Annotated in this window: 7 protein-coding genes and 4 pseudogenes; 6 read left to right on the top strand and 5 right to left on the bottom strand. The window is 63.8% G+C overall.

Going from position 1 to position 12681, the window contains the following annotated elements; all coding sequences use genetic code 11:
• Nucleotides 1-3: 3 nt before the first annotated feature.
• Nucleotides 4-2310 (bottom strand): NADP-dependent malic enzyme, encoded by a 2307-nt coding sequence (locus NTH_RS00055; RefSeq protein ID WP_338528076.1) that lies wholly within the window; start codon nt 2308-2310, stop codon nt 4-6.
• A gap of 36 nt (nt 2311-2346) precedes the next feature.
• Complete coding sequence (locus NTH_RS00050; protein ID WP_338528075.1) at nt 2347-3126, bottom strand: SDR family oxidoreductase; 780 nt, start codon at nt 3124-3126, stop codon at nt 2347-2349.
• Between the two features lie 213 nt (nt 3127-3339).
• On the opposite strand from NTH_RS00050, the gene NTH_RS00045 reads away from it, so the two are divergent.
• Nucleotides 3340-4185 (top strand): UDP-2,3-diacylglucosamine diphosphatase, encoded by an 846-nt coding sequence (locus NTH_RS00045; RefSeq protein WP_338528074.1) that lies wholly within the window; start codon nt 3340-3342, stop codon nt 4183-4185.
• A gap of 81 nt (nt 4186-4266) precedes the next feature.
• On the opposite strand, the gene dgcA is transcribed toward NTH_RS00045, so the two are convergent.
• Nucleotides 4267-5250 (bottom strand): N-acetyl-D-Glu racemase DgcA, encoded by a 984-nt coding sequence (dgcA, locus tag NTH_RS00040; protein WP_338528073.1) that lies wholly within the window; start codon nt 5248-5250, stop codon nt 4267-4269.
• A 100-nt stretch (nt 5251-5350) separates the two neighbouring features.
• Between dgcA and NTH_RS00035 the strand changes: the two are divergent.
• From NTH_RS00035 to NTH_RS00020, 4 genes and pseudogenes are all read left to right on the top strand, one after another.
• Nucleotides 5351-6535: pseudogene (locus NTH_RS00035) on the top strand (ABC transporter permease); the annotation flags it as partial.
• Between the two features lies 1 nt (nt 6536).
• Entirely contained in the window at nt 6537-7343 is an 807-nt protein-coding gene (locus NTH_RS00030; RefSeq protein WP_338528072.1) for an ABC transporter ATP-binding protein, read from the top strand.
• Between the two features lie 29 nt (nt 7344-7372).
• Nucleotides 7373-8745, top strand: a pseudogene (locus NTH_RS00025) (MlaD family protein).
• Between the two features lie 65 nt (nt 8746-8810).
• A complete protein-coding gene (locus NTH_RS00020) occupies nt 8811-9407 on the top strand; it encodes an ABC-type transport auxiliary lipoprotein family protein (protein ID WP_338528071.1) in 597 nt (198 codons plus the stop codon).
• 81 nt (nt 9408-9488) lie between these two features.
• Here the strand turns inward: NTH_RS00020 and glnA are convergent.
• Nucleotides 9489-10883, bottom strand: a pseudogene (glnA, locus tag NTH_RS00015) (type I glutamate--ammonia ligase).
• A gap of 57 nt (nt 10884-10940) precedes the next feature.
• Nucleotides 10941-11261, bottom strand: a pseudogene (locus NTH_RS00010) (P-II family nitrogen regulator); the annotation flags it as partial.
• Between the two features lie 312 nt (nt 11262-11573).
• Here NTH_RS00010 and NTH_RS00005 point away from each other — a divergent pair.
• Entirely contained in the window at nt 11574-12539 is a 966-nt protein-coding gene (locus NTH_RS00005) for an NAD(P)H-hydrate epimerase (protein ID WP_338528070.1), read from the top strand.
• The last annotated feature ends 142 nt before the right edge of the window (nt 12540-12681 follow it).

Genomic DNA, 12681 nt, shown 5'->3' with positions numbered 1-12681 from the left:
AATTTAGCGAGCGTGGTGCTGCAGGGCTTCGACCGCCGCAAGCGCGGTCATGTTGACCACGCCGCGCGACGTGACGGAAGGCGTAAGGATGTGGGCTGGCCGTGCCGTACCCAGCAGGATCGGGCCGACATGCAGCGCGTCGGTCATCACCTTCACCGTGGTCAGGGTGATGTTCGCCGAATCGAGATTCGGGAAAACCAGCAGGTTGGCCTCGCCCTTCAGGCTGGCGTGCGGGAACACGCGCATGCGAAGGGTCTCCGACAGGGCAGAGTCGCCATGCATCTCGCCGTCGGCAATCAGGTTCGGTGCGATGCGATGCAGGATATCGGTCGCCTCGCGCATCTTCAGCGCGCTCGCCGAATCCCGCGAGCCGAAGTCGGAATGCGACAGCAACGCCGCCTTGGGCTCAATGCCGAAACGGCGGATCTCCTCGGCCGCAAGCACGGTCATCTCGGCGATTTCGGCGGCGCAAGGGTCGACGGTCACATAGGTATCGGTGAAGAACATGACGCCCTGCTGCGTGATCAGCATCGACAGGGCGGACAGTTCGTCCACGCCTTCACGGCGGCCGATGATCATGTCGACATTGCGCAGATGGCGCTCGAAACGGCCTTCAAGTCCGCAGATCATCGCGTCGGCCTCGTCGCGCATCATGGCGAGCGCGGCAATGACCGTGTTGTTGGTGCGGACCATCGTGCGGGCCGCCTCGGGCGTCACGCCACGCCGGCCGGTGAGGCGGCTCAGGAGATCGACATAGTCGCGGTAACGCGGGTCGTCCTCCGGGTTGACGATGGCGAAGTCCTTGTCGGGGCGGATACGCAGCCCGTAGCGCTTGAGGCGCGTCTCGATCACCTGGGGCCGGCCGATCAGGACGGGCTCGGCGATGCCTTCCTCAAGCACGACCTGGGCCGCGCGCAGCACCCTTTCGTCTTCGCCGTCGGCATATATGACGCGCTTCCGCCCCGCCGCCTTGGCGGCCGAGAAAACGGGCTTCATGATGAGCACCGAGCGGAAGACGAACCGGTTCAGCCGGTCGAGATAGGCGTCCATATCGGTGATCGGCCGTGTGGCAACGCCGCTTTCCATGGCGGCCTTGGCGACGGCGGGTGCGATCCGCAGGATGAGTCGTGGGTCGAAAGGCGAGGGGATGAGGAAGTCCGGCCCGAAGCCCGGTGTCTCGCCCGAATAGGCACGGGCCGCCACATCGGAGGTCTCCTCGCGCGCCAGTGCGGCGATGGCCCGCACGGCGGCCATCTTCATCTCCTCGTTGATCGCGGTTGCGCCCACGTCCAAGGCGCCGCGAAAGATGTAGGGGAAGCACAGGACGTTGTTGACCTGGTTCGGAAAGTCCGAGCGGCCGGTGCAGATCATCGCGTCCGGCCGGGCCTTCCGGGCAAGGTCCGGCATTATCTCCGGCTTGGGGTTGGCCAGCGCCAGGATCAGCGGACGATCCGCCATGTGCTCGAGCATTTCCGGCTTGAGGACGCCGGCCGCCGACAGGCCGAGGAAAATGTCTGCGCCGCCGATGACGTCAGCCAGCGTGCGCGCATCGGTGTCCTTGCAGTAGGGCTCCTTCCAGCGATCCATCTCCTCGGTGCGGCCACGATAAGCGACGCCGAAGCGGTCGGTGATCCAGATGTTCTCGATACTGGCGCCCAGATGAACCAGCAGGTTGAGGCAGGCGAGCGCGGCCGCGCCGGCGCCGGAAGTCACGATCTTCGCTTTCGCGATGTCCTTGCCGGCAAGCTCGAGCCCGTTGAGGATCGCGGCGGCGACGATGATGGCGGTGCCATGCTGGTCGTCGTGGAAGACCGGGATATCCATGATCTTCTTGAGCTGATCTTCCACCTCGAAGCATTCGGGCGCCTTGATGTCCTCGAGGTTGATGCCACCGAATGTCGGCTCCAGCGCCGACACGGTGTCCACCATGCGCGCAATGTCGGGTGCATCGATTTCGATATCGAATACGTCGATGCCGGCAAATTTCTTGAACAGAACCGCCTTGCCTTCCATCACGGGCTTGGAGGCCAGGGGGCCGATATCGCCCAATCCCAGGACGGCGGAGCCATTGGAAACCACGGCCACCAGATTGGAACGCCCGGTATATTCGGCCGCCATTCCCGGATCTTCCTGAATGGCAAGGCATGGCGCCGCAACGCCGGGCGAGTAGGCGAGCGCGAGGTCGCGCTGATTGCCGAGCGGCTTCGTTGCCTGGATCTCCAGCTTTCCTGGAACGGGATATCGGTGAAAGAAGAGGGCTGCCTCGTCGAGATCCGCACTGTCGGTCGATAGGGGCTGGTCGTCCGCCATGAAATATTCCCTTGTCCGCTCGCGATGCGGGAAGAATTAGAATGCGCTGGTGTAGAGGCCGCCGTCCAGGATGAGATTCTGGCCGGTGATGTAGCCCGCATGCGAAGAGCACAGGAAAGCGCAGGCCTTGCCGAACTCCTCTGCCGTTCCGAACCGTTTGGCCGGGATTGCCTCCATCTGGAGCTTGGCCTGCTGCTCGACGCTCATTCCCGACGTTTCTGCGCCGCGGCGAATTCCGCCTTGCAGGCGCTCGGTATCCATCTTGCCGGGCAGGATGTTGTTGATGGTCACGTTGCTGGACGCCACGGTGCGGGACACCCCGGCAAGGAAGGCCGTGAGACCGGCGCGCGCGCCGGACGAAAGGTCGAGACCTTCGATCGGCATGTACACGGAAAGCGAGGTGATGTTGACGATACGGCCGAAACCGCGCTCGGCCATACCGTCCACCACGGCCTGAATGAGCTCGAGAGGAACGACCATGTTCTGGGTCACCCCGTCGAGCATCGCTTCGCGCGTAAGCTCCCGGAAGTCGCGCCGGGGAGGGCCGCCATTATTGTTGACGAGGATGTCTGGCGCGGGGCACGCGGCCAGAAGCGCCTTCTGGACCGCAGGCTCCGCCACGTCGCCGATGACCTCGGCGACCTCGGCGGAAAAGCGGTCGCGGATCTCCTCGGCCGTCCGCTTCACCGAATCGGCGCTGCGCCCGTTGACGACCACGCGGCAGCCGGCCTCCGCCAGCGCCATGGCGCAACCGCGGCCGAGGCCCCGGCTCGATGCGCAGACGATGGCGTTCTTCCCGCTGATGCCGAGATCCATGATTTTCTCCCCGATTTTCCGTCCGGTTCATCTAGCCGCAAGGGGGGCAATAAACAACCGTCATATGGCTGTGACATGAATCTGGCCATAGGAGGCGCGACCGCACTTGGAACGCCTTGAGGCCTCTGGAACGCACAAAATGCCCTCATTTCCTCGGTTTTCCGCATCCATGCGGAGCCCAAACGATTCGATCTGACCGCAGAAGGCTCTAGCATGGACGAAGCGATGACCGCCGCCACGCCCCACAGATACCGCACCATCTTCATCTCGGACGTTCACCTGGGATCGAAGCCCGCCAAGGCGGAATTCCTCATAGACTTCCTGCGCCATCACGAGGCGGAGACGATCTATCTGGTCGGAGATATCGTCGACGGTTGGCGGCTGCGGCGCTCCTGGCATTGGCCGCAGGCCCATAACGACGTCGTGCAAAAGCTGCTGCGCAAGGCGCGCAAGGGGACGAGAATCTACTATATCGCCGGCAATCACGACGAGTTCCTGCGGCCTTTCCAGGGCGTGCATTTCGGCGGGATCGTGGTGGCCGACCGCATTGTCCACGAGGCCGCGGACGGAAAGCGCTTTCTGGTCATCCATGGCGACCAGTTCGACGCCGTGGTGCACAATGTCCGCTGGCTCGCCTATCTCGGCGATAAGGCCTATGACGGTGCCATTCTGGTTAATCGGGCCGTCGGCTTCTTCCGCCGGCTCATGGGGCGGCCCTACTGGTCGTTCTCCTCCTGGGCCAAGGTCAAGGTCAAGAAGGCCGTGAAGTTCATCAGTTCCTTTCAGGACATCCTGGCGCAGGAAGCGGTGCGGTCGAATGTCGACGGAGTGATCTGCGGCCATATCCATCACGCCGCGATCGAGGACATCGCCGGCGTGCGCTACATGAACACCGGCGACTGGGTGGAGAGTTGCACCGCGCTGGTCGAGGATTTCGACGGCCGTTTCGACATTCTGTCATGGACGGGCCATCCCGCGTTGACGACAGCGGCCGAACGTGGGCGCAAACGCCTGGAAGCCGGCATCCGCCCGAAGCCGGTCGAAGTCGAACCGGCCTAGATCCGTTCACCATTTCACAAGAGCGCCGAACCGTATGCAATTCTAGACCGAAGACCGGCTTCCACTTTTCCTGGAAGCACTCTAGCCCCACAGGTCGGGATCGGGCGGCGAAACGAGGGCACCGGAATAGCGGAGCCCCGGCACACGGTCTTCCCTGAGCATCAATGGCCCGTCGAGGTCCACAAAATCGGCGTCTTGCGCCAACAAGACGCCGGGCGCCATGGCAAGCGACGTGCCGACCATGCAGCCGATCATTATCGAGAAGCCGAGTTCACGGCCCTTTTCGCGCAGTTCCAGCGCTGCCGTCAGGCCACCGGTCTTGTCGAGCTTGATGTTGATGGCGTCGTAAAGGCCGCGCATCGCTTCCAGATCATCGGCGGTATGCAGGCTTTCGTCGGCGCAGACCGGCACGGCGTGGGGAATATCCCGTAATATCGCATCCTTCCCCGCGGGCAGCGGCTGCTCTACCAGCGCCACATTGTGATGGGCGCAGGCCAAAAGATTGTCTTTTATGTTGTCGTCGTTCCAGCCTTCATTGGCGTCGACGATGAGCCGGCTGTTCGGCGCGGCCGCTGCGACTGCTCGAATGCGGGCCACGTCATTGGCGCCGCCGACCTTCACCTTGAGCAGCGGCCGGTCCGAGACGGCGCGCGCCCGTGTGGCCATCTCGTCGGGCTCTCCGAGCGAGATCGTGTAGGCGGTCGTCACGGGCCGCGGCGGCTGCCGGCAGACGTGCTCGTAAACGGGCTTGCCGCTCCGCTTGGCTTCCAGATCCCACAGGGCGCAGTCGATGGCGTTGCGCGCCGCCCCTGCCGGCATCTTCGACATGAGTTCCCGCCGCGTGATGCCGTCGGCAATGTCGGAGCGGAGGCTTTCAATGAGTTCAACGACCCCTTCCAGTGTCTCCCCATAGCGCTTGTACGGCACGCACTCCCCGCGCCCGGTCGCCCTGTCGTCGCCGATAATGCAGGTGACGACAGTCGCTTCCGTGCGCGATTCCCTGGAAATGCGGAAAACGCCGGCAATGGGAAAGCGCTCGACTTCGACGATCAGGGAAAGCGGCATGGGTCCTCTCGGGTTCGTCTGTTGTGGGCAAGCCTCTATCCGAAGCCGCGCGGGGCGAAATCGGTTCCCACGGAACGGGTTGATGCGCTAAAGCACGTTTATGGCGAGCAGTGAGATGACGCAAGCACATGACGAAGGCCAGCCTGGGGCGGTGCGCGCCCCGGCCGTGGAAACCTCGTCCGACGGCGGCACGCTGGCCTGCCGGCTTGCCGGTGACTGGACCACGCGGACGGTGGGCCTCGTCGACGGCGATATGCGGGCACTTCTGGCACGCGACGATTTCGAAACGCTGGAACTCGACCTTTCCCGAACGGGCTATCTGGACACGGCCGGAGCATGGCTGATCGCCCGGCTCATCGCCGAACAGCGGCGGCGCGGGGCAACCGTCGAGATCAGCGGCGAAAGCGCTGCCGCCAGAATATTGCTGGAGGCCGTCGAGCCAATCGCGGAACAGCCGGAATTGCCGCCCAAGCCGCCGCGGGACGGCTGGCTCGTTCGTATTCCCATGGCTGTCGGCCGCTCCATGTACGAAGCGCGCGACGATATACGCTACGGGCTTCACATCCTCGGGGCCACCGTCAGCGGCGCCCAGATGAAGCTGGGCCGCAAGCATGCCATCAACCCGGCGGCCATCGTCAGCCAGATCGACCGGATGGGCGTGGGCGCCGTGCCGATCATCGTGTTGATGTCGGCTATCGTCGGCGCCATCATCGCCCAGCAGGGCGCGTTCCAGCTGCGCTATTTCGGCGCGGAGATATTCGTTGTCGACCTTGTCGGCATCCTGATCCTTCGCGAGCTCGGCGTGCTGATGACGGCGATCATGATCTCCGGCCGCTCCGGAAGTGCGATCACCGCCGAAATTGGCTCCATGAAGATGCGGGAGGAAGTCGACGCCCTTACCGTGATCGGCCTCAACCCCGTTGGCGTGCTGGTGTTTCCGCGCCTCGTCGCCCTCGTGATCGCCATACCGTGCCTTACCATCGTAGCCAATTTCGCCGCGCTGGCTGGCGCGATGGCCACGGCCTGGCTTTATTCGGGCATCCCGCCGGCTGCCTTCATCGACCGACTGCGTGAGGCCATCGATCTGTCGAGCATCTTCGCCGGCCTCATCAAAGCGCCGTTCATGGCGCTGATCATCGGCGTGATCGCCTCGGTCGAAGGCATGAAGGTCGGCGGCAGCGCCGAGTCGCTCGGCAGCCACGTCACGGCCTCGGTGGTGAAGGCCATATTCGTCGTCATCGTGGTGGACGGGATGTTTGCCATGTTCTACGCGGCGATCGATTTTGATGGCCGCATCGCCCCAAAACGACGGCGCCGAGCCGGCGCAGAACGAACGGCGCGAGGTGGTGCTCTCGGCGCGGGACGTCAGCGTGAGGTTCGGCGAGACAAGCGTTCTGGAAAACCTGTCGCTGGACGTGTATCGCGGCGAAATCCTGGGCTTCGTCGGCGCTTCCGGGTCGGGAAAGTCGGTGCTGCTGCGCGCCATACTGGGCCTGGTGCCCAAGGCCGCCGGGTCGATCTGCCTGTTCGACAAGGACCTGCAGCATCTGGACGAGCACGAGCGCATGCTGCTCGACATGCGCCTCGGCGTCATGTTCCAGCACGGCGCCCTGTTTTCGGCGTTGACCGTCCTGGAGAACATTCAGGTCCCCATGCGCGAATATCTCGACCTGCCGAAGGCGCTCATGAACGAGCTGGCGCTGCTCAAGGTGGAACTGGTGGGGCTGCCGCGCGATGCCGCTTACAAGCACCCTTACGAATTGTCGGGAGGCATGATCAAGCGCGCCGCGCTTGCCCGCGCCCTGGCGCTTGATCCCGACATCGTGTTCCTGGACGAACCCACTTCCGGCCTCGATCCGATCGGTGCGGCCGACTTCGACGAGTTGGTCGCCAAGATGCGCGATACGATGGGCCTGACCGTTTATATGGTGACCCATGATCTCGACAGCCTGTTGACGGCATGCGATCGCATTGCCGTGCTGGGCAAGAAACGTGTACTGGTGGAAGGCACTGTCGACGACATGATGCAAAGCGAGGAGCCGTGGGTGAAGTCCTATTTCCGGGGCAAGCGCGCGCGGCGTATAGATCGCTGACGAACAGATATAAAGAAGACGTCTAACTGATGGAAACAAAAGCAAATTATGTCGTCGTCGGGTTGTTCACGATCCTTGCCGTTCTGGCGGCATTCGGGTTCGTCTACTGGACGGCTGCAATCGGCGATCGCGGCGAGACCGCTACGCTGCGTTTCCGCATCCCCGGTTCGGCGTCCGGACTTCGACGTGGCAGCGCGGTTCTTTTCAACGGTGTCCAGGTGGGCGATGTCCGCCGCGTCTATCTCGACCTTACCAATCCGAGCGTTGCCATCGCCGATGCGGAGGTCGACCGGCTGACGCCCATCACGCGCTCGACGCAGGCCGATGTCGGGCTGGCGGGTCTCACCGGAACGGCAAATATCGAACTGAAGGCGGGGATCCCGATGAGCCGAACCTCCTCGAACTGGCCGAGGAGCAGAATACGGTCGCCGAGATCACGGCGAGCCCTTCCGCAGTGACGAACCTGCTGCAGACGGCCCAAAGCCTCCTGACGCGCGCCGACAACGTCATCGGGGAACTGGAGGGCTTCGTGACCGACGCGCGCGGTCCGTTGACGGAGACGCTACGCAATGTCGAGACCTTCTCTGCCTCGCTGTCGCGCAATGCCGAAGGCATCGACCGCTTCCTCGAAAATGTCAGCAACCTGTCCGGCACCATCGCGAAGGTTTCGGACCAGCTCGAAACGACCCTGCAGGCAGCCGAGGAACTGATCGTTTCCGTCGACAGGGAGCGGGTGGCCAAGATCGTCGGCAATATCGACACGTTCACCAGCCGGCTGGCGAGCGCCAGCGACGAGCTCGACACGATCATGGCGGGCGTTGACGAGGCGGTCGCCTCGATCGGCGACTTCTCGCGCAATGCGACCGTCACGCTCGGCAAGGTCGATGACGTGCTGGAGGGAGTGGACGCCGCGGCCGTGGCCACGGCCGTTCAGAATTTCGAGCAGGCGAGCACCGCCGTCAACGAGGCTTCGAAGGACATCGCCCGCGTCAGCCAGACGATCGGCGGACGCACCGAGGATATCGATCAGTTCATCTCCGACGCGGGCCAGCTTGCCAGTCGGCTCAACCAGGCCTCCGTTCGCGTCGATGGCGTGCTGGCGAAGCTCGACGGCATGCTGGACGCGGGCGAAGGCGAGGACCTGATTGGAGAGGCGCGAGCCACGCTGCAATCGTTCCGCCAGGTGGCCGAAACGCTGAATGCCCGCATAGGACCGATCACCGAGGGGCTTTCGCGCTTTTCCGTTCAGGGATTGCGCGAGGTGGAGGCGCTGGTGCAAGACTCCCGGCGCGCGATCAACCGCATAGAGCGCGCCGTCACCGAATTCGAGCAGAACCCGCAACGCATCATTACCGGTGGGGAAGGCTCCATTCGGCGCTATGAGGGCCGCCAGCGCCGTTGACAAGGACAGATCGGCCCGCAAGACTTTCGACCTGTACGGGGGCAGGGGATTTCCGGGAGCTCGAATTGAGAAGATTGCGCATTGCATGCGGGCTTGCACTCGCCGCTTCCCTGAGCGGATGCGCAGCCATTCCCGGCTTCGGTCCGCCGCCGGTCGACGCCTATGAGCTGAGTTCACCGCGCGTCGAGAGCGGCCGTCGGCTGGCGCGTGTCCAGATATTGATTGCCGAGCCGGACGCGCTGAAAGTGTTCGACGGCGAGAACATCGTCGTTCGGACCCGGGATGGCGCCGTCCAACTCCTCGGCGGCGCGCGCTGGGCCGATAATCTGCCCAACATCGTCCAGGCCAAGCTCTCCGCGGCCTTTCAGTCGACCGATGCGCTTGGCGGCGTCGGCAAGCCAGGCGATGGGCTCGCCATCGATTATCAGATCATTCCGGAAATCCGCGCATTCGAGATTCGCGCCGATGGCGGCGAGGCGGCTTTCGTCGAGCTTTACGTCCGCGTTTTGAACGACCGCACGGGCGTCGTCCGGGCCTCGCAGACCTTCGTGGCCAGCGCGCCTGTCAGCGGAAGCGGCAACAATGCCTATTTCCGTGCGCTCGACGCCGCCTTCCAGGTTGCCGCCGCCGAAATCGTCAGCTGGTCGCTCGACCGTCTGTAGCCGCCCGCCCGCCGCCGGCAAACGAAAAACCCCCGGCGTTTCCACCGGGGGTTCTGCTCGTTGCAAAGCGCGTGGCGCGGATCAGACCGAGTAGTACATATCGAACTCGACCGGATGCGGCGTCATCTCGAAACGCAGCACTCGGCCATCTTGAGTTCGATGTAGGAATCGATCTGGTCGTCGTCGAACACGCCGCCGGCTTTGAGGAAGCCGCGATCCTTGTCGAGGCTCATCAGGGCTTCGCGCAGGGAGCCGCAGACGGTCGGGATCTTCTTCAGCTCCTTGGCCGGCAGGTCGTAGAGATCCTTGTCCATCGGCTGGCCGGGGTGGATCTTGTTCTTGATGCCGTCGAGGCCGGCCATCAGCATGGCCGCGAAGGCCAGGTATGGATTTGCCGACGGGTCGGGGAAGCGGACCTCGACGCGCTTGGACTTCGGCGAGGAGCCGAAGGGAATGCGGCAGGAGGCCGAACGGTTGCGCGCGGAATAGGCGAGCAGGACCGGTGCCTCGAAGCCCGGAACCAGGCGCTTGTAGGAGTTGGTCGAGGGGTTGGTGAAGGCGTTGATCGCCTTGGCATGCTGATGATGCCGCCGATATAATAGAGGCAGGTCTCGGAAAGCCCGGCATATTCGTTGCCGCGAAGGTGGGCTTGCCGTCTTTCCAGATCGACTGGTGCACGTGCATGCCGGAGCCGTTGTCGCCATAGATGGGCTTGGGCATGAAGGTGGCCGTCTTGCCATAGGCGTTGGCGACCTGGTGGACGACGTATTTGTAGACCTGCTGCATGTCGGCGGTGCGGGTCAGCGTGTCGAACTTCATTCCGAGCTCGTGCTGGGCGGCGGCCACCTCGTGGTGGTGCTTCTCAATCTTCACCCCATCTCGCCCATACGTGAGCATCTCGGAGCGCATGTCCTGCAGGAATCGATGGCGGAACCGGGAAATATCCGCCCTTGACGCGCGGACGGTGACCGAGATTGCCGGTCTCATATTCCGTGTCGTCGTTGGACGCAGTTCGGTCGAGTCCAGCTTGAAACCGTGTTGTAGGGGTCGGCCTTGTACCTGACGTCGTCGAAGACGAAGAATTCCGCCTCGGGGCCGAATAAACGGTGTCCCCGAAGCCTTCCGACTTCACATAGGCTTCCGCCTTCTTGCGGTGCCGCGCGGATCACGATTATAGGATTCGCCGGAAACCGGATCGAGAATGTCGCAGATCACCGCCATGGTGGATTGGGCGAAGAAGGGGTCCATATGGGCCGATTCGGTGTCCGGCATCAGCACCATGTCGGACTCGTTGATGGCCTTCCAGCCGCGATCCGATGAGCCGCGAACATGACGCGTCGGCGAACATGTCCTCGTCCACGGAGCCCACATCCATGGTCACGTGCTGCATCTTGCCCTTGGGTCGGTAAAAGCGCAGATCGACGTATTTCACGTCGTTTTCCTGATCTGCTTCATAAGGTCCTGTGCTGTCGTCATTCTTTTCAATCCCTGTCTATGACAACTCTTCAACAATCGGTTCGGTGGCCGTTCAGACGCGTCCGGTCCGGTCTCGCCGGTGCGGATGCGGATCACTTCCTCGACATTCGTGACGAATATCTTCCCGTCGCCGATCCGGCCGGTCTGCGCGCCTTGCGGATGGCGTCGATAGCGGCCTCGACCATGTCGTCGGCGAGCACCACCTCGATCTTCACCTTCGGCAGGAAGTCGACGACATATTCGGCGCCACGGTAGAGCTCCGTATGTCCCTTCTGGCGGCCGAAACCTTTCGCCTCGGGACGGTGATGCCCTGAAGCCCGACTTCCTGAAGGGCTTCCTTCACCTCGTCGAGCTGAACGGTTTGATGATCGCCTCGATCTCTTCATGCTTTGGCGGCCTCCGATTGCTTTGTAAAGCAGGGTTCGCCCCCCGCTCCCGTTATCGTATGCACGAAGCGTGCCAGTTCATGCGCGGGCGTTCCGGCACGGGGCGGGAGTGGCTTTTCGCCGGGAAGCGCGGCCCGCTGTGCAGATGATGGCGCTTGGTCGGGCCGTGCTGCCCGGCTGACATGCAGTCTGCACCCTAACAAGTGATCAATTATTGTGCACCATGCAAAAAGAATTAGCAGAGCGCGAAATGCAATTGCCGCGACGGGCGGCGTCGTGGAAACTTGTCGCACAAAGGGCCGCCATGATTGAACTGCTTACGCCGCAAGAGATGAGCCGCGCCGACGCGCTGGCCATGGAGAAGGGACCGCATGACGGCGCGGGCCTGATGGACCGTGCGGGTGCCGCCGTCGCGGACGCGGTTCTCGCACGGTTCGCCGGTGCGGCCGGCTTCGACATTCTGTGCGGGCCCGGCAACAATGGCGGCGATGGCTATGTCGTTGCCGATCTCCTTCGGGAGCGGGGTCTCGACACAAAGGTCTGGCGGCTGGCGATGCCGCGCCAAGGGTCCGACTGCGAAGCGGTGGCGGCGCGGTGCCACGCCGAATGCGCTCCCCTCGAGGATTATCGGCCGCTGCCGGGGCGCATCGCCGTCGACGCGCTGTTTGGCGCCGGGCTCTCCAAACCGGTCGGGGGCGCGGCAGCCCGCGTTCTGGGCAGCCTGGCGGAAACCGGTGTGCGCGTGGTCGCGGTGGACCTGCCTTCCGGCGTTTCCGGCGCCACCGGCCAGGTGCTGGGCATTGCCGCGCCGGCGGCGCTGACAGTCACCTTCTTCCGGCGCAAGCCCGGCCATCTGCTTTATCCCGGCCGGGCGCTGTGCGGCGAAACGCTGGTCGCCGATATCGGCATAGACGCCCGTGTGCTCGACGAGATCGCGCCGCGGTGCTTCGTCAACGATCCGGCGCTTTGGCGGGCGGAGTGGCCGGTCATGGAGCCGGACCTGCATAAGTATCGCCGCGGTCATGTCGGAGTGTTCTCCGGCGGGCCGATGGCGACCGGCGCGGCGCGGCTTTCGGCGCGGGCGGCGGCCCGGATCGGGGCAGGGGCCGTCACCTTGCTGTCGCCGGGCGCTGCGCTGGCCGTCAATGCCATGCACCTGACCTCGATCATGTTGCGCCGGGTGGAAGAGGAGCGGGAACTTCTCGAGTTCCACGAGGAACGGCGGCCGAAGGCCTATGTGCTGGGCCGGGTTTCGGCATTGGCGAGCTGACGCGCCGCTTCGCCGAAGCGATTCTGCAACCCAGCAGGCGCCGGACTGGTGCTCGACGCCGATGCAATAACGGCCTTCGCCGGAGACCCCCAACGGTTGGCCGACGCCGCCTCGAAAAGGCGTGGCGATCTCTTCCTGACGC

It is taken from the genome of Nitratireductor thuwali (genome assembly GCF_036621415.1).
Classification (GTDB): Bacteria; Pseudomonadota; Alphaproteobacteria; order Rhizobiales; family Rhizobiaceae; genus Chelativorans; species Chelativorans thuwali.
Note: the sequence above shows the minus strand (reverse complement) of the source record. Positions and strands in the feature narration are given on the sequence as shown.

Bases quoted from the DNA above. Each gene is read 5' to 3' on its own strand.
- NTH_RS00050 (WP_338528075.1), bottom strand. From the start codon at position 3,126: ATGGATCTCGGCATCAGCGGGAAGAACGCCATCGTCTGCGCATCGAGC.
- NTH_RS00055 (WP_338528076.1), bottom strand. From the start codon at position 2,310: ATGGCGGACGACCAGCCCCTATCGACCGACAGTGCGGATCTCGACGAG.
- NTH_RS00005 (WP_338528070.1), top strand. From the start codon at position 11,574: ATGATTGAACTGCTTACGCCGCAAGAGATGAGCCGCGCCGACGCGCTG.
- dgcA (WP_338528073.1), bottom strand. From the start codon at position 5,250: ATGCCGCTTTCCCTGATCGTCGAAGTCGAGCGCTTTCCCATTGCCGGC.
- NTH_RS00030 (WP_338528072.1), top strand. From the start codon at position 6,537: ATGGCCGCATCGCCCCAAAACGACGGCGCCGAGCCGGCGCAGAACGAA.
- NTH_RS00045 (WP_338528074.1), top strand. From the start codon at position 3,340: ATGGACGAAGCGATGACCGCCGCCACGCCCCACAGATACCGCACCATC.